Genomic DNA, 23,263 nt, shown 5'->3' on the forward strand with positions numbered 1-23,263 from the left:
GCGGCCGTCTCCCTACCCCGCGCGGCACGCGCGAAGCGGGCCGCGCCTCCCGAGAGGTGGTCGTCATGCCGGTGACCGTGAGCACGTGCGTCCTGGACGGCACGCCATCAGCGCCACACGCCTGCCGCGCCTTCGTCTCGACGGCGCTCGCCGCCCATCCCCGTCTCGACGATCTCGCCCTCATCGCCTCGGAACTGGTCGCCAACTCCGTACGCCACTCCTTCTCCAGGCTTCCGGGCGGCCGGGTGAGCGTGCGGGTCATCGAAGGGGCCGGCTGCGACGGTACGGCCTTCGCCGGGGTGAAGGTCACCGACGACGGCTCCAGCACCCGCCCTCTCGTCAGGCGGCGGGTGGAACTGTCGGAGTCCGGCTACGGACTGGCCCTGGTCGCCGCGCTGGCGGACCGGTGGGGCCACTACTCGGTGGACAACAAGAGGACGGTATGGGCCGCTGTGAGGACTTGAGCCCGGGAGCACGTACGGACACCCGGGATGGCGGCGAGTCCGCGTCACCGGCAGACATGGGCAGTCCGCGCGTGCGGTATGCAAGGCCATCTGTCCGGCCCGTCACGGGCTTCCGAGAAGAGCGGTCTGTCCGCAGGTGGTGAGGTGGGTCCGTCACAGGCGGTGGGGCGCTGTATCGCGGGTGGCGGGGCGGACCGCCACGAGTGGCGGAGTGGATCCGCCACGCGCGGGGGCGCTGTGTCGCGGATGGGGGGCTGTGTCGCGGGTGGGGGCTGTGTCGCGGACGACAGGGCAGTAGCGCACTGTCGTGGGCAACGGGGCGGGGGTTCGGCGCTGCCATACGCCGATCGCCGCGGCGCGGAAGGCGGTCCTGAGGGTGCGGCGGGACCTCGGCCACGGCGGTGTTGAGGGGCCCGCCCGGTAGGGCGGGGGGTGGCGGGTGGGTCAGCCGCCCGCACCGATGCGCGGCCGCGCGAGGACACGCGGGTGTTGGCATGGCTTCACGGGGTTTCGGTTCGGCTTCTGGGGGGCGCGTGGGGCGCGGTTGGCGGTTAGGGTGGGGGTGCTTGAGTCTTGGTGATAGGAGCGGCGATGCTGGGCATCCATTCTGCGCTGGACCTGATCTTCTGGCTGCTCGCCATCGGGGCGTTCGCCATGTCGGCGTTCGCGTTCGTGCACGCGCTCCGCACTCCGGCGCGCGCCTTCGCGGTGACCGGGAAGCAGACCAAGAAGCTGTGGACGATCATTCTGGGGTTCGCGGTGCTCTTCTCCTTCGCCGCGGCCGTGCAGTATCTTTCGGTGATCGGAATCTTCACGATCGCCTCGGTCATCGCGTCAGGCATCTACCTGGCCGACGTGCGGCCGGCGGTGAAGGAGATCGGTAAGGGCGGCAACTCCGGTCCCTACGGTCCCTGGTAATCGCCACTGTCACCTGCGGAAACAGTTATGTGCTGACCGATTTGACGGATCACGTGGTGATTTTTCGGAAACATCTGTTGACACTTACGAAACAATGATACGTTTCTGGGAGCGCTCCCACCTGCGCGCGTAATCGGTGCGGAGGAGACAATGGACGATCTGCCCACCCTCGCTCAGGTCGCCGCCGCAGCCGGCGTTTCCCCAGCAACGGCGTCACGCGTACTCACGGGATCGGTGCGGGTGAGCACCTCCACCCGCCGTCAGGTACATGACGCGATGTCCCGCCTGGGGTACGTACGGCGGCGAGCCCCGCGAGGAGTGTCGGCCCGGCGCAGCGATCAGCTCATCGCGGCCGTGGTCTGCGAGTCACCCCAACGCCTGTTCACCGAGCCGTTCTACGCCCGGCTGCTCGCCGCGGCGGACGACACCCTGGCCGGGCACGGCGTGCCTATGATGATCATGACGGCAACGCCCAACACGTCCACGATCACCGCGCCACCGCTGGTCGCGGGAACAGTGGACGGCATCCTGCTCATCGGGGCCCGCGAACGGCATCCGCTGATGGTGACGCTCGCCGCCTCCGGCGTGCCGATCCGCAGCATCGGCCGGCTGCCCGACGGCCTGGAGATGCCGTACGTGGACATGGACAACCGCGACGGCGGGCGCCAGGCCGCCGAGCATCTGCTGCTCGCCGGGCGCAGGGCCATCGCCGCCATCGGCGGGCCACCGGGCCTGCCGGGCGCGTGCGACCGGCTGGAGGGCTTCCTGCAAACGCTCGCCAAGGCCGGGATGACGAACGTGCCGGTGGCGTACGGCGACTTCACCCACGCCTCGGGCGGGCACGCCATGCAGTGGCTGCTCGGCCGGATACCGCACCTCGACGCGGTGTTCGCCGGGTCGGACACCATGGCCGCCGCCGCGATCCAGACACTCAAGCGGGCGGGCCGCCGCGTGCCCGACGACGTGGCCGTGATCGGGTACGACGACGCCCCCATCGCCCGCCACACCAACCCGCCGCTGACCACGATCAGGCAGCCGATCGAGGAGCTCACCTCCGTCGCCGTACGCCTGCTGCTGATGGCCACCGCGACGGGCGAGACTCCTGCCAACAACCCGATTCTGCCCACAGAGCTGGTGATCCGTGATTCCGCTTGAACCGGGGGGATATCACGAACCACGGGGATGGCACGACGAACCAAGGGGCCTGCACGAAGGAGACGTTCTCACCCGCCGGTACCGCCTGCTCGAACAGATCGCCAGCGGGGGCATGAGCGCGATCTGGCGCGCGTTCGACCAGTCGCTGCACCGGATGGTCGCGGTGAAGGTGCTCGACGGGCCGCTCGGGGCCGACCACGCCGAGCGGGAGCTGATCCGCCGTGAGGCGCGCGCCACCGCGCGCCTCATCCATCCGGACGCGATCGAGGTCTACGACTACGGCGAGACCGTGACGTCGGACGGGCGCATGGCCGCGTATGTGGTGATGCGCCTGCTCGACGGCACCCCGCTGGCGGAGCGGATCGCGGAGGGGCCGCTGCCGTGGCGGGAGGCGGTGGGCATCGCGGCGCGCGTGGCGACGGTGCTGGCCGCCGCGCACGAGCGCGGCGTCGTGCACCGCGACGTGACGGCGGAGAACGTGCTGCTCACGCCCGACGGGGCGAAGCTGCTCGACTTCGGCATCGCCGCGTTCGTGGGCGAGCCGGTCTCCGACCGCGTGGCCGACTACGGCACCCCGCCGTACGTCGCGCCGGAGCGGCTGACGGGGGCGCCGAACGACCCGGCCGTGGACGTGTACTCGCTGGGCGTGCTGCTGTTCGCGATGCTGACCGGCCACACGCCCTATCCGGAGACGACCTGGGAGGAGATCGAGAAGGCCGACCGCAGCGGCCCGCCCCCGATGCCGTACGCGCCGGGGCTGCCGCACGACATCGCGGCGCTGTGCCGGCGCTGCCTGGACGCCGATCCGGCCCGGCGGCCGAAGATGCAGCGGCTCGCGGACGTGCTGACCCAGGCCGCCGCGCCGCCGGGCGGCCCGGTCACCGTGGGCATGCCGCGCGGGGTCGCGGTCACGCTGTCGGTGGCGATGACGGTCGCCGCGGCGCTGGGCGTGGTGGGCTGGACGGACGCGGCGGCGCCGCCCGAGCCGAGCGAGGCGGCCGCGTCGCCGCTGTTCGTGCCGGCGCCGCGTACGGAGCCGACGCCGTTCCCGACCCCGACGCCCGCCACGAAGGCGTACCGGGCCACGTCGGAGCCCGTGGCGGAGCCGACGGCGGAGCACAGCGCCGGCGCCGAGGTGGCGCGCATCACCAGGGTGACGCTGCGCGAGGCCGTGGACGCCTTCACCGCGACCGTGGACACCGCCGAGGCGAACCGGCTGATCGAGCGGCACGTGGCGGTGGACCTGGTGCAGGTGGCGGGCAACCTGCTCTCCGGCGACCCGGCGGGCGCGCTGGACGGGCTGCGTACGAAGGTGCGCGACCGCGACCGCGAGGGACTGCTCCCCCACTCCGTACGCCAGGCGCTGGAGGTCCGCCTGTCCATGATCGAGGACGCCGTGCGCGCCCCGTCGCGGACCTGAAAGTTTCAGTGATCACGCCAGGTCGGGCCGCGTACGGCCCGGCCTGGCGTTGACGCTCGCGAGGGGCCCGCCGAAGCATGCGGCACGACGTTCATCCCGTCGGCATCCTCTCGAAAGGGCCCGCATGAAAGTCCCGCGTACGCGCCTGGGCGCGTGGCAGGCGGCGCTGACCGCGTTGCTGACCGCCGTGGCCGCCACGGTGGTGGCGGTCGCGGTCGCCACCGCTCCCGCCGGGGCGGCGGCCGGCACCGGCACCGGCTATCTGCGCACCTCCGGCAACGAGATCGTGGACAGCACCGGCGCCACGGTGCGCCTGACCGGAATCAACTGGTTCGGCATGGAGACCGACAACCGGACCTTCCACGGCCTGTGGTCCAGCAACCCGTGGAAGTCCCAGATCGACCTGATGGCGGATCTGGGCTACAACACGATCCGGGTGCCCTACTCCAACGACGCGCTCAAGGCGGGCGCGACCGCCACCGGCATCAACGACTTCGTCAACCCCGACCTGATCGGGCTCAGCCCGCTGCAGATCCTGGACAAGGTGATCGAGTACGCCGGGTCCAAGGGCATGCGGATCATCCTGGACCGGCACCGGCCCACCTCGGCGGGGCAGTCGGCGCTGTGGTACGTCCCGGCCACGCCCGAGTCCACGTGGATCGCCGACTGGCGGATGCTCGCCCAGCGGTACGCCGGCAACCCCACGGTCATCGGCGCGGACCTGCACAACGAGCCGCACGCCGAGGGCACCAACCCGAACGCCACCGGCGCGTGCTGGGGCTGCGGCGACCCGGCGCGCGACTGGCGCCTGGCCGCCGAGCGGGCCGGGAACGCGATCCTGGAGGTGAACCCGAACTGGCTGATCTTCGTCGAGGGCGTGAGCTGCCCGAGCGGTGGCCTGTCCAACGTGTGGGACGGCGACCCGAGCAACGACGAGGACTGCGGCTGGTGGGGCGGCAACCTGTCCAAGGCCGGGCAGTTCCCGGTGCGGCTCGACGTGCCCAACCGGCTGGTGTACTCCCCGCACGAGTACGCGACCTCGGTCTACCACCAGGACTGGTTCGACGACCCGGACTACCCGGCCAACATGCCCGCGATCTGGGACAAGTACTGGGGCTACCTGTACAAGCAGAACGTCGCGCCGATCATGCTGGGCGAGTTCGGCACCACCCTGGTGGCCGGCGTGGACAAGATCTGGTTGCAGGAGCTGATGAAGTACCTCGGCACGGGCGTCAACGGGATGTCGTTCACGTACTGGTCGTGGAACCCCAACTCGGGTGACACGGGCGGCATCGTGAAGGACGACTGGACGACCGTGGACCAGAACAAGCAGAGCATCCTGCAGCCGTACCTGATCCCGCCGGTGGGCGGCGGCCCCGGCACCGGCTCGCCCTCGGCGACGGCGACGCCCACGGGCGGCACGGCCTCGTGCACGCTGACGTACCGGCAGGTCAACTCCTGGCAGGGCGGCTTCCAGGGCGAGGCCACGATCACGAACACCGGCACGTCCACGTGGAGCAACTGGTCGGCGAGCTGGACCATGCCCTCGGGGGTGAGCCTGGTCAACGCGTGGAACGCCACCGTGACCACCAGCGGCGCCACCTGGACCGCGCGCGGCCCCGACTGGGCCAGGAACCTGGCTCCGGGCGCGTCGGTCGCGGTCGGCTTCACCGCCAACGGCGCCTCCAGCGCCACCCCCGGCCCCGTCACCTGCGGCTGAGCACTCCCCACCGTACGGCCCCCGCCCCCGCCGGGGGCCGTACGCATGCGGGCCCCCGCCCGGGGCGGGGCTGAAAGTTTCAGTTGCACGGGACGGAAAGACGCAGGCGGCGTCATCGGGGCGTAACGCGTCATTGACACGGTCGCAACGGTGACGCCAGATTTCGATGGGAGCGCTCCCATCCTATTCCTTCTCCATCGGCCCTCAGATTCGGTACTTCGTACCGAGAGATCCCCCCGGAGGACCTTTCTCATGTATCGAGCACCCCTGAAAGCGGGAGCGCTCCCACGCCCGCGGGCGAGACGGCGCGTCGCGCTGGCCGCGGTCGCCGCCCTGGCCGCGGGTACGTTGACCGCCCTGGCGCCGACCGCCGCCCAGGCGGCGGTGGCGTGCACCGTCGACTACCAGGCGAACGACTGGGGCACCGGCTTCACGGCCACCGTGAAGATCACCAACAACGGTGACCCGATCAACGGGTGGACCCTCGGGTTCGCCTTCCCGGGCAACCAGAGAATCAGCCACGGGTGGAGCGCGACCTGGACCCAGTCGGGCGCGAACGTCACCGCCAGGAGCTACGACTGGAACGGCAACCTGGCGACCGGGCAGTCCACCAGCATCGGCTTCAACGCCTCCTACAGCGGCACCAACGCCAAGCCCACGGCGTTCACCATAAACGGCACGGCCTGCAACGGCGGCGACCCGGTCAACCAGGCGCCCACCGTCTCGCTGGACAGCCCCGATGCCGGCGCCACCTTCACCGCCCCGGCGACCGTGAGCATGGAGGCGACGGCCTCCGACAGCGACGGGAGCGTGACCAAGGTCGAGTTCCTGAACGGGTCCACCGTCGTGGGGACCGACACCAGCGCGCCGTACACCTTCGACTGGACGAACGTCGCGGCCGGGTCGTACTCGCTCAGCGCGCGGGCCACCGACAACCTGGGCGCGACCAAGACCTCCGACCCGGTCGGGATCACGGTGAGCGCGAGTTCCGAGCCCGCGGTGGTCGTCTCGCCGGCCACGATCACGGTGGCCGAGGGCGGGGAGGCGACGTTCGGGGTGAAGCTGTCGCGGCAGCCCTCCGGGAACGTCACCGTGACCACCGCCAGGACCTCCGGCGACACCGACCTGAGCGTCGAGGGCGGCGGGTCGCTGACGTTCACCTCGTCCAACTGGAACACCGCGCAGAACGTCACGATCGGCGCGGCCGAGGACGCCGACGAGACCGGCGGCAGCGCCGAGTTCACCGCCACCGCGACCGGGCACACCCCGGCGAAGGTCACCGCCACCGAGGCGGACAACGACCTGGGCACCGGCGACGGCGAGTACACCCAGCGCTTCCTCACGATGTACAACAAGCTGAAGGACCCGGCCAACGGGTACTTCTCCCCGCAGGGCGTGCCCTACCACTCCATCGAGACCCTGATGGTGGAGGCGCCCGACCACGGGCACGAGACCACGTCCGAGGCCTACAGCTACTACCTGTGGCTGGAGGCGGTGTACGGACGGGTGACCGGCGACTGGTCGAAGTTCAACGACGCGTGGGCCTCGATGGAGAGGTACATCATCCCGGCCACCGCCGACCAGCCGACCAACAGCTTCTACAACCCCAGCAAGCCGGCGACGTACGCGGGTGAGTGGGACGACATCAAGCAGTACCCGTCCAAGCTGGACACCAGCGTGACCGTGGGCGTGGACCCGATCGCCAACGAGCTGAAGACCGCCTACGGCACCAGCGACATCTACGGCATGCACTGGCTGCTGGACGTGGACAACACCTACGGCTTCGGCCGCTGCGGCGACGGCACCACCAAGCCCGCCTACATCAACACCTACCAGCGCGGGCCCGAGGAGTCGGTGTTCGAGACCGTGCCGCAGCCGTCCTGCGACACCTTCGCGCACGGCGGCAGGAACGGCTTCCTCGACCTGTTCACCGGCGACAGCTCCTACGCCAAGCAGTGGAAGTACACCAACGCCCCCGACGCGGACGCCCGCGCGGTGCAGGTGGCGTACTGGGCGCACACCTGGGCCACCGAGCAGGGCAAGGCGTCGCAGATCTCGACCACCGTGTCCAAGGCCGCGAAGATGGGCGACTACCTGCGCTACGCGATGTACGACAAGTACTTCAAGAAGCAGGGTTGCACCAGCACCTCCTGCCCGGCGGGCACCGGCAAGGACAGCGCGTCGTACCTGCTGAGCTGGTACTACGCCTGGGGCGGCGCGCTGGACAGCTCGGCGGGCTGGGCCTGGCGGATCGGGTCGAGCCACAACCACTCCGGCTACCAGAACCCGATGGCGGCCTGGGTGCTGTCCAACGTGGACGCGCTCAAGCCCAAGGGCACCACGGCGGTCCAGGACTGGAGCACCAGCCTGAAGCGGCAGCTTGAGTTCTACCGCTGGCTGCAGTCGGCCGAGGGCGCCATCGCCGGCGGCGCGACCAACAGTTGGCAGGGCCACTACGCCACCCCGCCGTCGAACCTGCCGACGTTCTACGGCATGACCTACGACTGGCAGCCCGTCTACCACGACCCGCCGTCCAACCAGTGGTTCGGCTTCCAGGCGTGGACGATGGAGCGGGTGGCGGAGCTCTACTACGCCACCGGCAACACCGACGCCAAGGTGGTGCTGGACAAGTGGGTCAAGTGGGCCACCGACAACACCACGATCAACGCCGACGGGACGTACCGCATCCCCTCGACGCTGGTGTGGAGCGGCCAGCCCGACACCTGGAACCCGGCCAACCCGGGCGCCAACGCGAACCTGCACGTCACGATCCGCGACTACACCACCGACGTGGGCGTGGCCGGCTCGTACGCCAAGGTGCTGATGTACTACGCGGCCAGGTCGGGCGACACCGAGGCCAGGGACATCGCCAAGGCGCTGCTCGACGGCATGTGGGAGAACCACCAGGACGCCAAGGGCGTCTCGGTGCCGGAGACGAAGGCCGACTACAACCGGCTCGACGACCCGATCTACATCCCCGCCGGGTGGACCGGGAAGATGCCGAACGGCGACACCATCGACTCCAACTCCACCTTCATCTCCATCCGGTCCTTCTACAAGAGGGACCCGGACTGGCCGAAGGTGCAGAGCTACCTGGACGGCACGGGCCCCGCGCCGACCTTCAACTACCACCGCTTCTGGGCCCAGGTGGACGTGGCGGTGGCGCTCGCGGAGTACGGACGCCTGTTCCCCTCCTCCGAGTGATCTGATCTCCCGGGGCGCGGCGGCATCCCTGACCTGCCGCCGCGTCCTGGGCACCACCGAAGACCCCCCAAGGAAGACCCCTTCGAGGAAGACCTTCGAGGAAGAGCATGAGACGAGCATGCACAGCGGTGGCGGCGGCGGCGCTGGCCCTGCCGCTGCTGGCCGGGATTCCCGGCACAGCCCAGGCCGCGGCCCCGGCGTTCAACTACGGGGAGGCGCTGCAGAAGTCGATCTGGTTCTACGAGGCGCAGCAGTCGGGGAAGCTGCCGAGCTGGAACCGGGTGAGCTGGCGCGGCGACTCGGCGCTCGACGACGGCAAGGACGTCGGCCTGGACCTCACCGGCGGCTGGTACGACGCGGGCGACCACGTCAAGTTCGGCCTGCCGATGGCGTTCTCCACCACGATGCTGGCCTGGGGCGCGGTGGAGTACCGCTCGGCGTACTCCTCCTCCGGCCAGCTCACGCACCTGCTGAACAACCTGAGGTTCGTCAACGACTACTTCATCAAGGCACATCCGTCGCCGAACGTCCTTTACGGGCAGGTCGGCAACGGCGGCGCCGACCACGCGTGGTGGGGGCCGGCCGAGGCGATGCAGATGAGCCGGCCGGCGTACAAGATCGACGCGTCCTGCGGCGGGTCGGACCTGGCCGGGGAGACGGCGGCGGCGATGGCGGCCTCGTCGATGGTGTTCCGGCCCACCGATCCGCAGTACGCCGACACGCTGCTCACGCACGCGCGCCAGCTCTACACCTTCGCCGACACCGTGCGCCAGAAGTACAGCGAGTGCATCACCGACGCGCGGGGCTACTACAACTCCTGGAGCGGCTACCACGACGAGCTGGTGTGGGGCGCCATCTGGCTGCACCGGGCGACCGGCGAGGCGGCGTACCTGACCAAGGCCGAGTCGTACTACGACAACCTCGGCAACGAACCGCAGACCAGCACCAAGTCCTACAAGTGGACCGTCGCCTGGGACGACAAGTCGTACGGCGCGTACGTGCTGCTGCACAAGCTCACCGGCAAGCAGCGCTACCTCGACGACGCCAACCGGTGGCTGGACTTCTGGACGGTCGGCGTCAACGGGCAGCGGGTGAACTACTCGCCGGGCGGCCAGGCGGTGCTGGACCGGTGGGGCTCGCTCCGGTACGCCGCGAACACGGCCTTCGCCGCGCTGGTGCACAGCGACTCGATCAGCGACGCCACCCGTAAGGCGAGATATCACGACTTCGCGGTACGGCAGATCAACTACGCGCTGGGCGACAACCCGCGCAACTCCTCCTACATGATCGGGTTCGGCACCAACCCGCCGAAGAACCCGCACCACCGCACCGCGCACGGAAGCTGGACCGACCAGATCACCAACCCGGCCGAGACCCGGCACACCCTGTACGGCGCGCTGGTCGGCGGCCCGCCCGAGCCGAACGACGCCTACACCGACAAGCGCGACGACTTCGTGATGAACGAGGTCGCCACCGACTACAACGCGGGCTTCACCAGCGCGCTGGCCCGCCTGTACCAGGAGTACGGCGGCACCCCGCTGGCGAACTTCCCGCCAGAGGAGACCCCGGACGGCCCGGAGATCTTCGTCGAGGCGGGCGTGAACGCCTCCGGCACCGGGTTCACCGAGATCAAGGCCATCGTGCGCAACCAGTCGGCCTGGCCGGCCCGAGTGCTGAACAACGGCTCGTTCCGCTACTACTTCACCCTGGACGGCTCGACCACGGCGAGCCAGATCAGCGTCAGCTCGGCGTACACGCAGTGCAAGGCGCCGACCGGCCCCACCCTGCACAGCGGCAAGATCTACTACGTCACCATCGACTGCTCCGGCACCGCCATCGCCCCGGCCGGGCAGTCGCAGCACCGCCGCGAGGTGCAGTTCCGCATCTCCAGCTCGGGCACCTGGGACCCGTCCAACGACTGGTCGTACGCGGGCGTCGCCACCACCCCCGGCGCGACCCCGGTCCTGGTCGAGCACATCCCGCTGTACGCGGGCACGACCAGGATCTTCGGCGAGACGCCCGGCGACGGCGAGCCGGTGGAGGACAAGTCCCCGCCCACCAGGCCGGGCAAGCCGGCCGTGAGCGACATCACCGGCTCGACCGCCCGGGTGACCTGGGCGGCCTCGACCGATGACGTGGGCGTGACCGGCTACGACGTCTACCGGGGCTCGACCCTGGCGGGCACCGCCGACGGCACGTCGTTCACGCTCACCGGCCTGTCCCCCGACACTGACTACACGGTGCACGTGGTGGCCAGGGACGCGTCCGGCAAGAGCTCGCCGGAGTCCGAGAGCACCGCGTTCACCACCACGTCGGCCCCCGCGGGCGGGTGCAGCGCGGCGTACAAGGTCGCCAACTCCTGGGGCGGCGGCTTCCAGGCGGAGGTGACCGTGAAGAACGAGGGCGCCTCGCCGATCACCGGCTGGACCGTCACCTGGACCTGGCCGGGCGGCCAGAGCATCAGCCAGGTGTGGAACGGCACGCACACCCAGACGGGCGCGAACGTGGGCGTGCGCAACGTGTCCTGGAACGGCTCGCTCGCCCCCGGCGGCACCGCGTCGTTCGGCCTGATCGCCAGCGGCGCGAGCGCCACCCCGGTCGTGACCTGCACCACCGGGTAGGGCGCCGCCCCCGAACCGCCGGCCGGGCGTCGCGGACCCCTCGCCCGGCCGGCCCCTATTTCCAGCCCGCCCGTTTCGGCCGGTTTCAGTCGGCGCTGCCGCCCAGCGCGGTGACCAGCCAGTTGGCCAGGTGCGCGTGGCCGCTGTGGGTGGGGTGCACGCCGTCGGGCAGCACCGAGGTCTTGACCGGCCCGGCCACCATCGGCTGGGCGAGCGGGTCGAGGAAGGTCGCCTTCGACTTCTCCGCCGCCGCCGCGATGGCGTCGCGCACGTCGTACGCCCAGTCGGGCGCGCGCCGCAGCCAGATCGGCCCGACCACCACGATCCGGGTACGCGGCCAGGTCGCGCGGACCGCGGCGATGGTCCTGGACGCCGCGTCGTGCACGCGTTCGGGCGTGACCCGGCGGTCGTTGTGCCCGCCGGACAGGATCACCATGTCGGGGGCGGGCCGCCAGGACAGCTCCCGCTCGAACGACTCGCGGAAGTCGCGGCCCACCCGGCCCTTGTTGACGAAGCCGGTGCCCCCGGCCCCGGCCGTGATGAGCTGCCAGCCGAGCCGCTTGGCGGCCAGCGCGGCGTAGGTCTCCCAGCGCGGCACCGGCCCGGAGCCGACGGTGAAGCTGTCGCCGACGATCATCACGACCGGCGCGGGGCCCGGGTCGGCGGCGGGCCGGTCGGCCTGCGGGGTCTTGGTGCCGGACGGCCCGGCCGTGCACCCGGACAGGCCGGTAATGGCACAACAAATCGCCAAAATGGGCCCGATCGCGCTCGTCAGGGCGCGATGCGCTCGCAATCCGCCGCGCATGTACACCTCGCGAGCTCTAGGCTGCCGACATGACCATCGATTCCCACGGACGCACCCAACGACTCGAACTCGCCGATCAGGATCTGCGCGACTGGGAGGCCGTCGTGCTGGAGGCCTCTGCCGAGGGGATCGTGCTCAACCGGTCGGCATTCTATCCGGGCGGGGGCGGCCAGCCCGCCGATCAGGGCGTTCTCATCTGGCAGGGCGTCGAGACCCGGATCGCGGGCGTGCGCAAGAACGACGACCTGCACCTGATCCCGGTCGAGGGCGACCCGATCCCACCGGTGGGCACGACCGTGCGGGCCGCCGTCGCCGACGAGCGCCGCTCGGCGCTGATGCGCACCCACTCCGGGCTGCACGTGCTGTGCGGCGTCGTCTTCCGCGACTACGGCGCGCTGGTGACCGGCGGCAACATGGAGCCCCTGACCGCGCGCATGGACTTCAACCTGCCCGAGGTGCCGCCCGGCTTCAAGCAGGCCGTCGAGGACGCCTGCAACGCCGAGATCGAGGCCGACCGCCGCATCGACGTCAGGGTGCTGCCGCGGGCCGAGGCGTTCCAGATCCCCGACATCATCCGCACCGCGACCAACCTGGTGCCCGAGAACGTGGAGATGGTGCGGATCGTGGACATCGTGGGGCTCGACTGCCAGGCCGACGGCGGCACCCACGTCGCCTCCACCAAGCAGATCGGCCGGATCAAGGTGGCCAAGATCGAGAGCAAGGGCAAGGGCTTCCGCCGGCTGCGCATCACGGTGGAGTAGGTCAGCTCACGTCCGAGGCGGCGGCCACCCAGGTGTTGCAGTAGGCGATGCGGCCGTAGCGGTAGCCGTGGTGCAGCCAGGCGGCGTAGTTCGCGCCGCTGCCGTGGTCGCGCAGCCCGTAGCCGTTCTGGTCGTCGCCGCGCCGGTAGTCGCCCTGCACGGTCTGCCGCCACAGGCCCGAGGTGACCGCGAGCGAGCCGCGTACGCTGCGGGTGAAGACGCCCGCCAGGCACTGCGCCTGCAGCTCGTTGCGGCGCGAGTGGGCGTCGCGGGCCGCCCGCGACTTGTCCGAGACCTCCCACCACCACGCGCCGCCGATCCCGGCCATGCTCTGCACGTGGTGGCCGTACTCGTGCGCGAGCAGGGCCAGGTACACGACGTGGTTGGCGGCCGGGTTCACCTGCCCCGAGGCCCCGATCACGTGGGTCAGGCCGATGTACATGCCCCGGTTGGACGGGCAGTAGTACGCGGCGGCGGTCTCGGCCGGGTACGTGCCGCACGGCCCGCGCCCGCCCCGGCTGTAGTAGACCCTCCTGGGCGTCAGGAACACCGCCCTGGCCTGGTCGAACTTGGTGGCCCAGGCCCGGTCCAGGCAGTCGGTCACCGCGTGCAGGAAGGCGTTCATGTGGGCCGCCCTGGCGGAGGGGCGCGGCGCGCGGCAGCTCGTGGGGCGCATCACGCCGGTGGCGTACAGGGGGTTGCGCTGGAGCCTGGCCCGGGTCTCCGAGCGGCGCATGTAGCGCAGGTCCACCAGCAGCGACCGCTCCGCGGCGACCGGGCGTACGGAGACGCCGCCCGACCGGCCGCCCTCGCCGAACCTCAGCCGGGCGGGCGGGCGCAGCGGGGGCGGGGAGACCTCGGCGGGATCGGTGGACACCGGCACGGCGGACGCCGTGCCGCCGGTCGCCTTCGGGCCGTTCGCGGGGCCGGCCGGGGCGACCGCGCTCTCGCCGCCCGCCAACCCGGCGGCCAGCACGACGCCGGTCAGCGTCAGCGCCAGCACGCCCAGCGCGCCGAAGGCCAGCAGGCCGGCGGAGGAGTCTCGCCTACGTGGGGGCATCCGATCACCTTTCCGGGCCGTTGCTGGGATGGACCGCGTATCGGCGGGAATCTAGCGGAATTTCGCGATCGAGGGGTATTGATCGCGGATTCACTGAATGGTTAGAGGATTCATGAAATTTCTAGATCTGATGGGGAACGTCGGCCGACGGGGTGTTTCTCGGTAGGCTCCCGTGCCATGGCGGGATCTTTCTTGCGGCGCACGGCCGTCGGCGCGGCCGTGCTCGGCCTGGCCGCGGCCCTGTGCCTGCCCGGGCCGGCGACGGCCACGGCGGCCGGGACGGTGAAGAGCCACACCGTGGAGCTCGACCTACGCGAGGGCGGCGTGCTGCACGTCAAGGAGACCGTCGTGTACGAGGGCAGCCCGCCCACGCGGGAGCTGGTGGGCCGCACCCGCTACGACGACGGCAACGACCGGGTCTTCCCCATCTCCGGCTTCGGCGGCGACGGCACCCTCGACGGCACCACCATCACCCTGAAACCGGGTGGCAAGGCCATGCTGGAATACGACGTCAAGGGCGCCGTCACCCCGATCAACGAGGGTGAGGAACTGCGCTGGTACGCCGTGGGCGCCTGGTCGGTCCCGGTCGAGCAGGCCACGGTCAAGGTGACGGGTCCCGCCGCGATCCAGAGCCTGTCCTGCTTCGCCGGCCAGCTCACCTCCGCCATCGGCTGCACGGCCGCGTCCATGGACCACACCGGCGTGACCGCCGACTTCGAGCAGCAGGGGCTGAGGCCCGGCGAGGTGCTCACCGTCGTCGTCGGCTACCCCAAGGACGCCAGCCGGGGCGCGCCGGTGCTGGAGCGCAGGTTCGAGCTGTCCAACGCGTTCACGGTCAACGCCGTGACCGTGGGCGCCCTGGCCGGGCTGCTGGTGCTGCTGCTCGGCGGCCTGGGCGTGCTGTACTGGACCCGCGGCCGGGACGCCCGGGTGATCGGGCACGAGTCCGGCCTGGTCAACGCCGTGGAGAACGGCCACTTCGCCCCGCCCGACGGCGTGCGGCCGGGCCAGATCGGCACGCTGATCGACGAGCAGGCCGACGTGATCGACGTGACCGCCACCATCGTCGATCTCGCCGTACGCGGCTACCTGCGCATCGACGAGCAGCCCCGGCAGACCTACGACGCCCCCGACTGGATGCTGGTCAAGCTGCCGCAGGCGCCGGTCAACGCGCTGCTGCCCTACGAGCGCGCCCTGTACGACGCGATCTTCGCCGAGCGGGACGAGGTGCTGCTGTCCTCGCTCAAGGGCACCTTCGCCGAGGCCCTGGGCCGGGTGCGCGACTCGCTCTACTCCGACGTGGTCACCCAGGGCTGGTTCGCCCGCCGCCCCGACACCGTCCGCACCCGGTGGACCACCGCCGGGGTCGCCCTGACCATCGCCGGCGTGCTGGCCACGGTCGGGCTCGCCTGGCTCACGACGTACGGGCTGATCGGGCTGGGCATCATCATCGCGGGCGCGGCGCTCGCGGTCGGCGGGCAGTACATGCCCGCCAAGACCGCCAAGGGCGCCCACGCGCTGGCCCACACGCTCGGCTTCCGGCAGTACCTCGCCTCCGGCCAGGTGGACCAGGTGCCGGAGGAGCAGCGGGTGGAGCTGTTCTCGCGCTACCTGCCGTACGCCGTGGTGTTCGACAACGTGGACCACTGGGCCAGGGTGGTCGCCTCGGTGAACGGCAACGGGCGGCCGGCGGACAACCTGTACTGGTACCACGGCCCGGCCGAGTGGGACCTGTCCAAGTTCGCCGGGTCGATGCGCACGTTCACCACGACCACGTCAGGCGCGATCTCCGCCTCCCGCCAGTTCCGCTCCCTGTAGCGGGTCCCGCGTCCGCTCCGGCTCGGGCCGGGCGGGCAGGCGGCGTACGGCGGGCACCGCGAGCACGGCCGTGCCGATGAGGAGCTGGGCCACCGCGCCGAAGCCGAGCACGGTGCGCGTACCGGCGAGGTCGGCGGCCGGGCCCGCGGCGGCCAGGCCGAGCGGGCCCAGCGCGAACGCCCCCACGGCGGTCAGCGAGGTGATCCGGGCCAGCGCCTCCGCCGGGACGTGCCGCTGGTTCGCGGTCGCGTAGAGCGCCCCGGACACCGCCTGGCCGGCACCGGCGACCAGCGCGGCGGCGAGCAGCGCCGGCAGCGGCAGCCCGGCCGCGAGGGCCGCCGACGGCAGCGCCCACCCGAAGGTGGCCACCGTGGCGGCGACCAGCGGCCGGCGCGGCGTGGCACGGCCGAGCAGCAGCAGGCCGCCCGCCACCGCGCCCGCGCCGTACACCGCCATGACCATTCCCCAGGCGCGCGCCCCGCCCATCTCGCGCGCGGCCACGACCGGCCCCAGCACCAGGTACGGCGCCCAGACCAGCGTGTTGAACAGGGTGAAGTGCAGCGTCGTCACCCACAGCCAGGTCCGGGACCGGAACTGCGCCCACCCCTCCCGGAACCCGCCCCGCTCCCGCTCCCGGGGCGCGGCATGCGGAGGCAGCCGCAGCGCCACCAGCGCCACCACGCTCACCAGGTACGTCGCCGCGTCGATCGCCAGCACCACCCCCGAGCCCGCCGCGGCGACGGCCAGCCCGGCCAGCGCGGGCCCGCCCACCGTCGCGATCGACTGCGCCAGCCCGGCCAGCGCGTTGGCGTCCTTCAGCTTGCCCTCGTACCGCACCCCGTACGCGGCCACCCGCGGCACCAGCGCGCCCCGCGCCGGTATCGCGAACGCCTCCCCCACGCCCCAGGCCGCGACCAGCGCGACGAACGCCCACAGCGGCACCCGCCCGTCGGCGCCCAGCAACACCGCCGCGAACCCGCCCTGCACCAGGCACTGCACCACCTCGGCCGCCACCAGCACCCGCCGCGCCCCGAACCGGTCGGCCACCACCCCCGCCACCATCATCAGCCCGACCATGGGCACGATCCGCGCCGCCATCACGAACCCCACCTCGCGATGCCCGCCCCCGGCCTCCAGCACCGCGAACGCCACCGCCAACGCCGCCATCGCCGACCCCACCAGCGAGGTCACCTGCCCCCCGAAGAACACCCCCAGATTCCGATCCCGAACCACCCGCCCCCACCCCCGCAGCCCACCCCCGCCGGTCGCGCCGCGGGCCGCCGCACCGCTCACCTCGCCGCCATCGAGCGTGCCCCCGCCGATCACGTCACCGACGGCCGCGCCGCCGCGCTCGTCCTCTCCCCGTCCCGTCGCGCCGATCCGGGCATCAGACCCGTCCCGGCTGTGAGCCCCGCCATCCGGATGGGGCCGTCGCTCATCGTCGGTCCATCGCCTCATGGCCCACCACCCTGCCGCCCGCCCCCGAGCCCCTGCAATGGGTCGGCTCAACCAACTTGAGTCTGTTTACTGCAACAGCGACAATGGCCCTGGGCTGCGAGTTCAGCACCAGAGGCAGGTGTTTTTACTGCGGCAAGGAGCGGTCATGGCGGACCATGCCACCACCACGCCGCCGCCGGTCGAGTACGCGGTGGCGATCGAGCGCTATCTGAGCACGCTGCGGCTCAGCGCGGCGTCGCGGCGGGTCTACCGGATCGCGCTGGCCACCTGGGCCTGGCCCATGGTGGGGCGCACGCCGCCGCCTGGACGCGCGCGGCGCAGTGCCGTGCCGCCGGTGGTGCCGCTGGCCGTGCTGGAGCACCCGCTGGCCGGGGAGCGGCTGCGGGAGGCGCTGGCGCGGCGGGCGGCGGCGGTGGACGCGCGTACGCTCGGCCGCGAGCTGTCCATCCTGCGCGGGGCCACGGCCTGGTGGCACCGGCTGGGGTGGATCTCCGCCGACCCGGCCGCCGGCCTGCGCGCGCCCACGCCGCCGCCGCCCGGTCCGGGCACACGGCTCGGCCCGGCCGAGATCGGGCGGATCTTCGCGCTGCCGGTGGGCCTGCGTGAGCAGGTGCTGTGGCGGCTGGTGTACGAGAGCGGGGCCCCGGTCGAGCGGGTGCTCGCGCTGAACGTGGACGACCTCGACCTGCCGCGCCGCCGCACCCGCGGGCGGGCGGCCCAGGCCATCCGGTGGCAGGCCAGGACCGCCCGCCTGCTGCCGCTCCTGCTCGTCGGCCGCGCCGCGACCGGCCCCTTGCTGCTCACCGAGCGCCGCGCGGGCCCCGCGACACCGCCCCGCGACCGCTGCCCGCTGACGGGCAGGGCCCGGCTGTCCTACCGCCGCGCCGCGGAGATCTTCACCGCCGCCACCGCGCCCCTCGACCCGGCCGGGCGCGGCTACACCCTGCGCGACCTGCGCACGGCCGCCGGGACCGCCGCCACCGCACAGCCCGCCACATGAGACGACGTACGCCCGCCACCCCCGCCTACGCCATCGGCCGCAGCCGGATCTCGCCGACCGGCTCGCCGCCGCCGAAGACCGGGGAGGTGGCCAGGCCGTCCAGCTCCGGCGCCGTGACGCCGAGGGCGCGCAGGGCCGCGACCGTCACCGGCACCCGGGCCCGCTGCCCGCCGTCCTCGATCTTGACGATCCCGGTACGGCCGTCCTCCAGCGCGAAGGCGTCGAACGCCTCCGCGCCCGCCTTGACCATCAGCCCCGGGACGGCGCGCATCAGCGCGGCCTCCGGCCGCAGGGTGCCGGAGGTCCACTCCGGGTGGGCGCGCATCGCGTCGAAGACCCGCCGCTCCGGCGTGCCGGGCGGCGACAGCGCCACCGTGCGGAAGGCGCGGGCCACGCCCACCATGGACACGAAGAACAGCGGCGCGCCGCACCCATCGACGCCGGACGCCGCCACCCGCTCGCCGGTCAACTCCTCCACCGTGGCCCGGATCGCGCGCTGGAGCGGGTGGGCCGGGTCGCGGTAGGTCTCCGTCGGCCAGCCGTTGGCCACGCAGGTGGCGAGCATGGCGGCGTGCTTGCCGGAGCAGTTCATGTAGACGCGGGCGGGCTCGCCGCCGGCCCGCAGCACGGCCCTGGCCGCCTCCGGGTTCTCCGGCAGCGCCTCCGGGCAGCGCAGCGCACCGTCGTCCAGGCCCGCCCCGGCCAGGATCTTGCGGGCGCCGTCCACGTGGAAGGACTCCCCGGAGTGGCTGGCGCAGGCCAGGGCGAGCAGTTCGCCTTCCAGGCCGAGCCCGCAACGCAGCATGCCGATCGCCTGCAGGGGCTTCATGGACGAGCGCGGCGAGGCGAGCGCGTCCACCGCCCCGTACGCGCGCACCGGCGTACCGTCGGCGCCGATCGCCAGCATCCGCGCCCGGTGCACCGACTCCGCGAAGCCGGACCTGACGACCTCCACCACCAAGGACTCCATTTCGCCCCCTTCCGCGCCCGAGTCTAGGGAACGCCGGAATTCCGGCCTCGGGGGCTCCCCATGGCAGAATCCGTGCCCATGCGAGCGGTCGTGCAGCGGGTGAGTTCCGCGTCGGTGGAGGTGGAGGGCGCCACGGTCGGCGCGATCGACGAGCCGGGGCTGCTGGTGCTCGTCGGCGTCACGCACGGCGACACGGCCGCGGAGGCGGCGAAGCTGGCGGCCAAGTTGTGGGGGCTGCGCATCCTGCACGGCGAGAAGTCCTGCTCCGACGTCTCCGCGCCGCTGCTGGTGATCAGCCAGTTCACCCTGTACGGCGACGCGCGCAAGGGCCGCCGCCCCACCTGGCAGGCCGCCGCCCCGGGCCCCGTGGCCGAGCCCCTGGTGGAGGCCGTGGTCACGTCGCTGCGCGAGCTGGGGGCCCGGGTCGAGACCGGCGTGTTCGGGGCCGACATGAAGGTCCGCCTGGTCAACGACGGCCCGATCACGCTGATCCTGGAGATCTAGCGGATTCTGCGCCGCAGTGCGGGGTCGATGGTGACGTTGCGGCCGGCGTCCGGCGGCACGATGACCTCCTGGCTCGCCGCGACGCCGCCGGCGAGCAGCGGCGCGTCGATCGGGACCGTGCGCTTGACCACGGCGAGCGCGATCGGCCCCAGCTCGTGGTGCCGGGCCGAGCTGCCGACCGTGCCGACCTCGGCGCCGTCGAGCGTGACCGGGGCGCCGTGCGGCGGCAGGGTGTCCACGCTGCCGTCGAGGTGCAGGAAGACCAGCCGGCGCGGCGGGTGGCCGAGGTTGTGCACCCGGGCGACGGTCTCCTGCCCCCGGTAGCAGCCCTTGTTCAGGTGGACGGCGGCGCCGATCCAGCCCACTTCGTGCGGGATCGTCTTGTGGTCGGTGTCGAGCCCGGCCCGCGGCTCGTGGTCCTCGATCCGCAGCGCCTCGTACGCCCACAGCCCCGCGAGCCGGAGCCCGAGGTGGCCGGGCAGCTCCGGGCGCGGCAGCAGCACGTCGCGGCCGATCGCGATCGACCCGGCCGGGAGCTCCAGGTCTGCGGCGCGGTGCGAGACCACCGCGTAGTCGGCGGTCACCTCGGCGACCTCGACGCGCAGCATGAAGCGCATCTTGTCGAGGTAGGCCACCAGCGCGGCGGCGGTGCCGGGCTCGACGTGCGCCCACACCGACTCGCCGTCGTCCACGAGGGTCAGGTGGTGCTCGACCCGGCCCTGCGGGTCGAGGATCAGGGTCTGGGTGGGCTCGCCGGGGGCGAGGGTGTCGAGCTTCTGGGAGCTGAGGTCGTTGAGCCAGCGCAGCCGGTCGGGGCCGGAGACCCGTACGACCTCGCGGTTGCTCCGGTCGACGACGGCCTGCCCCGCCAGCAGCGCGCGCTGCTCGGCGAAGGGGTCGCCGTAGTGCGCCGCGACATCGGAGTCAGGGGGCTCGGCGGCCACCGCACCGGGCGTGTCGAGCAGAGGGCTTCGCATACCGCCAAGGGTATCCACCGGCGGGCGGCGATCCGCGACGGGCGCGGCGTCAGCGGCAGTTGCGGCAGCGGCCGAAGACGGTCAGGTGGTGCACGTCGGTGTCGAAGCCCAGCTCCTGCTCCAGCGCCGTCACCAGCCCCTGCACCAGCTCGGGCCGCACCTCGGTCACCTCGTCGCAGCCCCGGCACACCAGGTGCACGTGATCGGCCTCGGCCGCCAGGTGGTAGGTCGGCGCACCGTGCCCGAGATGGGTGTGGGTGACCATGCCCAGCTCTTCCAGGAGCTCCAGGGTGCGGTAGACGGTGGAGATGTTCACCCCACGCGCGGTCTCGCGCACCTTGGCACAGATCTCCTCCGGCGTGGCGTGCTCCAGCTCCTTGACCGCTTCGAGCACCAGTTGACGCTGCGGCGTCACGCGGTAGCCGCGAGCCCGTAGCTCCTCATGCCACGTCGTCTCGGTCATGCAGAGAGTCTAAGTCGGTATCGGCGCGGGCGCTCCACATGCGCACACGCCGGCAGGGGTTCGGCGACTACGGCACGGAGGCGGGCAGCCCGAACGGCCCGAAGTGCTCGGCCCCGAGGAAGCTGGTCAGCCCGGCGATCCGCCCTTCGCGGAGGGTCAGCACCGTGATCGACCAGGCCGGGAACGGCCCCGAGTCGCCGCGCCGCAGGTAGCTCGCCACGGCGGGCTGCCCGTTGGCGTGGGTGAGGCGGTGCCGCCACGAGCCGCACGAGGTCAGCGGTATGCGTACGGCGAAGTCCATGACGGCCTCGACCCCGCTGTACCAGTGCGGCAGCGGCGGCATCGACCACGTGACGTCCTCGGTGAGCAGCGCCACCAGCGTGTCGGCGTCGCCCCGCTCCAGCGCGGCGGCGTAGCCGTCCACGACCTGCCGCAGCCGCGCGTCGCCGATCTCGCTCAGCGCCCGCTGCTGGCTGCGGGAGGGCACCTTCTCCGCCACGATCCGCCGGGCACGCTGCAACGCGCTGTTCACCGAGGCCGTGGAGGTGTCCATCATCCGGGCGATCTCGGCGGCCGAGAAGCCGAGGACCTCGAACAGCAGCAGCGCCGCCCGCTGGTTGCCCGGCAGGTGCTGCAACGCGGCCACGAACGCCAGCTCGACGGCCTCGCGCTGCTCGTAACGGGCGTGCGGGCTCAGCGCGCCCGCGCCCAGCCCGGCGTCCGGATAGGGCCCGAGCCAGAGCACGTCGTCGAGCGGCGCGTCGGCCACCACGGCCCGCTCGCTGGCGGGCCCGAGATCGACCGGCAGCGCCCGCCTGCCCCGCCGCTCGATCGCGTCGAGACAGGTCCGCGTGGCCACGGTGTACAGCCACGACCGCAACGACCCCCGCCCCTCGAACCCGGCGAGCCCCTGCCAGGCCCGCAGCAGCGCGTCCTGCAGCGCGTCGTCGGCGTCGTACACCGATCCCAGCATCCGGTAGCAGTGCGCGTGCAGCTCCCGCCGCAACGGCGCCACCAGCCGCTCGAACGCGGCGTCGTCGCCGGCGCGCGCCCGCGCCAGCTCCCGATCGACGTCCTCAACCCGCTGCATGATGTCCCCCCACAAGCCCCGATTCTGCCCCAGCCAGGCTGATGCGGGCATCAGCGGGACCGACCGGCCAGATGGTCCTGAGGCTCGGCGTGCCGGGACCGGTGGAAGGGGGGGCTCGTTCGCCGGTACGGCGAAGGACCCGCCGCGCCCCTCTCGTCAGCGGGTCCTTCGCGTACGCGTCACCGCTCCCGCCCACCCTCCGCCGGCGGGAGCGGGACGGGATCAGAAGACGTCGTGCCAGCTCCCGCAGTTGTCGAAGCGGCTGTCACCCTCGCAGACCCGGACGTCGAAGTCCTTCTTGAACACGAAGTCCTTGAAGTGGATCTTGCCGAAGGTCTTGTAGTAGTCCTGGTGGAACCGGCCGAACCGGTCGTACCACTTGAACCACACGTAGGTGTACTCCCGGTCGCCGCGGTCCACGTCCACCAGGTCCCCGCCGAAGTAGTAACGGCCGTGCTTCTTGTACCAGTAGCCCTTGAAGTACCCGTCGTGACTGTCGGCCCAGTACTTGAACGTGCGGCCGAAGGCGGCGGCCGAGGCGTCCTGCGTGGTGACGCTCGCCGCGGCGGTGGTGGCGGCCTGCGTGCCGGTGGCGGCCTGCGCGGGCGCGGCGGCCACGCCGATGGACAGTGCCGCCGCGACGGCGGCGCCGGCGACGATGGTACGGATCTTGGCCACGGTGTCCTCCCCGTATTCGGTACGCAATCGCCGGGCCGAGCCGCTTCGGTGCGGCCCCTCCCTTGCCCGGCACCGCATACGTTAGGAAGATCCGCCGCCCGCGACTGCGTACGAATCCACACAACCGGTGTATGTGCCCTCTTACACACAAAGGCGGAGACCCCGGGCCGCCGTGCG

19 protein-coding genes are annotated in these 23,263 nt (G+C 72.1%); 11 read left to right on the forward strand and 8 right to left on the reverse strand.

Going from position 1 to position 23,263, the window contains the following annotated elements; translation table 11 throughout:
- Window positions 1-65: 65 nt before the first annotated feature.
- From HNP84_RS41955 to HNP84_RS41985, 7 genes are all read left to right on the forward strand, one after another.
- Window positions 66-464 (forward strand): ATP-binding protein, encoded by a 399-nt coding sequence (locus HNP84_RS41955; protein WP_185055651.1) that lies wholly within the window; start codon window positions 66-68, stop codon window positions 462-464.
- A 591-nt stretch (window positions 465-1,055) separates the two neighbouring features.
- A complete protein-coding gene (locus HNP84_RS41960; protein WP_185055652.1) occupies window positions 1,056-1,382 on the forward strand; it encodes a DUF2516 family protein in 327 nt (108 codons plus the stop codon).
- A gap of 150 nt (window positions 1,383-1,532) precedes the next feature.
- On the forward strand, window positions 1,533-2,537 hold the full coding sequence (locus HNP84_RS41965; protein ID WP_185055653.1) for a LacI family DNA-binding transcriptional regulator: 1,005 nt from the start codon (window positions 1,533-1,535) through the stop codon (window positions 2,535-2,537).
- On the forward strand, window positions 2,524-3,957 hold the full coding sequence (locus HNP84_RS41970) for a serine/threonine-protein kinase (RefSeq protein WP_312926904.1): 1,434 nt from the start codon (window positions 2,524-2,526) through the stop codon (window positions 3,955-3,957). The genes HNP84_RS41965 and HNP84_RS41970 overlap by 14 nt, the downstream gene beginning before the upstream one ends.
- A gap of 124 nt (window positions 3,958-4,081) precedes the next feature.
- Window positions 4,082-5,677: a cellulase family glycosylhydrolase gene (locus HNP84_RS41975; RefSeq protein WP_185055655.1), complete on the forward strand. Its 1,596-nt coding sequence runs from the start codon at window positions 4,082-4,084 to the stop codon at window positions 5,675-5,677.
- 252 nt (window positions 5,678-5,929) lie between these two features.
- Window positions 5,930-8,881: a glycoside hydrolase family 48 protein gene (locus tag HNP84_RS41980; RefSeq protein ID WP_185055656.1), complete on the forward strand. Its 2,952-nt coding sequence runs from the start codon at window positions 5,930-5,932 to the stop codon at window positions 8,879-8,881.
- 107 nt (window positions 8,882-8,988) lie between these two features.
- Window positions 8,989-11,502, forward strand: coding sequence for a glycoside hydrolase family 9 protein (locus HNP84_RS41985; protein WP_185055657.1), 2,514 nt, complete (start codon window positions 8,989-8,991; stop codon window positions 11,500-11,502).
- Window positions 11,503-11,587: 85 nt separating this feature from the next.
- On the opposite strand, the gene HNP84_RS41990 is transcribed toward HNP84_RS41985, so the two are convergent.
- Window positions 11,588-12,307: an SGNH/GDSL hydrolase family protein gene (locus tag HNP84_RS41990; RefSeq protein ID WP_185055658.1), complete on the reverse strand. Its 720-nt coding sequence runs from the start codon at window positions 12,305-12,307 to the stop codon at window positions 11,588-11,590.
- 29 nt (window positions 12,308-12,336) lie between these two features.
- On the opposite strand from HNP84_RS41990, the gene HNP84_RS41995 reads away from it, so the two are divergent.
- Window positions 12,337-13,068 carry an alanyl-tRNA editing protein gene (locus tag HNP84_RS41995; protein ID WP_185055659.1) on the forward strand — a complete coding sequence of 244 codons (732 nt, stop codon included), beginning with the start codon at window positions 12,337-12,339 and terminating at the stop codon, window positions 13,066-13,068.
- 1 nt (window position 13,069) lies between these two features.
- Here HNP84_RS41995 and HNP84_RS42000 read toward each other — a convergent pair whose 3' ends face one another.
- The gene (locus HNP84_RS42000; RefSeq protein WP_185055660.1) at window positions 13,070-14,128 is read right to left on the reverse strand and encodes a neutral zinc metallopeptidase; all 1,059 of its coding nucleotides are present in this window, start codon (window positions 14,126-14,128) and stop codon (window positions 13,070-13,072) included.
- 177 nt (window positions 14,129-14,305) lie between these two features.
- On the opposite strand from HNP84_RS42000, the gene HNP84_RS42005 reads away from it, so the two are divergent.
- Window positions 14,306-15,946, forward strand: coding sequence for a DUF2207 domain-containing protein (locus HNP84_RS42005; protein ID WP_185055661.1), 1,641 nt, complete (start codon window positions 14,306-14,308; stop codon window positions 15,944-15,946).
- Here HNP84_RS42005 and HNP84_RS42010 read toward each other — a convergent pair.
- A complete protein-coding gene (locus HNP84_RS42010; RefSeq protein ID WP_185055662.1) occupies window positions 15,905-17,404 on the reverse strand; it encodes an MFS transporter in 1,500 nt (499 codons plus the stop codon). The two genes, HNP84_RS42005 and HNP84_RS42010, sit on opposite strands and share 42 nt — an antisense overlap.
- A gap of 145 nt (window positions 17,405-17,549) precedes the next feature.
- On the opposite strand from HNP84_RS42010, the gene HNP84_RS42015 reads away from it, so the two are divergent.
- Window positions 17,550-18,404, forward strand: coding sequence for a site-specific integrase (locus HNP84_RS42015; protein ID WP_185055663.1), 855 nt, complete (start codon window positions 17,550-17,552; stop codon window positions 18,402-18,404).
- A gap of 25 nt (window positions 18,405-18,429) precedes the next feature.
- On the opposite strand, the gene HNP84_RS42020 is transcribed toward HNP84_RS42015, so the two are convergent.
- Window positions 18,430-19,374: an asparaginase gene (locus tag HNP84_RS42020; RefSeq protein WP_185055664.1), complete on the reverse strand. Its 945-nt coding sequence runs from the start codon at window positions 19,372-19,374 to the stop codon at window positions 18,430-18,432.
- Between the two features lie 78 nt (window positions 19,375-19,452).
- On the opposite strand from HNP84_RS42020, the gene dtd reads away from it, so the two are divergent.
- Window positions 19,453-19,878 carry a D-aminoacyl-tRNA deacylase gene (gene dtd / locus HNP84_RS42025; RefSeq protein ID WP_185055665.1) on the forward strand — a complete coding sequence of 142 codons (426 nt, stop codon included), beginning with the start codon at window positions 19,453-19,455 and terminating at the stop codon, window positions 19,876-19,878.
- Here the strand turns inward: dtd and ygfZ are convergent.
- From ygfZ to HNP84_RS42045, 4 genes are all read right to left on the reverse strand, one after another.
- A complete protein-coding gene (gene ygfZ / locus HNP84_RS42030; RefSeq protein WP_185055666.1) occupies window positions 19,875-20,855 on the reverse strand; it encodes a CAF17-like 4Fe-4S cluster assembly/insertion protein YgfZ in 981 nt (326 codons plus the stop codon). The two genes, dtd and ygfZ, sit on opposite strands and share 4 nt — an antisense overlap.
- Before the next feature lie 49 nt (window positions 20,856-20,904).
- Window positions 20,905-21,318, reverse strand: coding sequence for a Fur family transcriptional regulator (locus HNP84_RS42035; RefSeq protein ID WP_185055667.1), 414 nt, complete (start codon window positions 21,316-21,318; stop codon window positions 20,905-20,907).
- A gap of 67 nt (window positions 21,319-21,385) precedes the next feature.
- Entirely contained in the window at window positions 21,386-22,408 is a 1,023-nt protein-coding gene (locus HNP84_RS42040) for a sigma-70 family RNA polymerase sigma factor (protein ID WP_185055668.1), read from the reverse strand.
- A 222-nt stretch (window positions 22,409-22,630) separates the two neighbouring features.
- On the reverse strand, window positions 22,631-23,086 hold the full coding sequence (locus HNP84_RS42045; RefSeq protein ID WP_185055669.1) for a hypothetical protein: 456 nt from the start codon (window positions 23,084-23,086) through the stop codon (window positions 22,631-22,633).
- Window positions 23,087-23,263: the final 177 nt, after the last annotated feature.

The organism is Thermocatellispora tengchongensis, from assembly GCF_014202315.1.
Lineage (GTDB): Bacteria > Actinomycetota > Actinomycetes > Streptosporangiales > Streptosporangiaceae > Thermocatellispora > Thermocatellispora tengchongensis.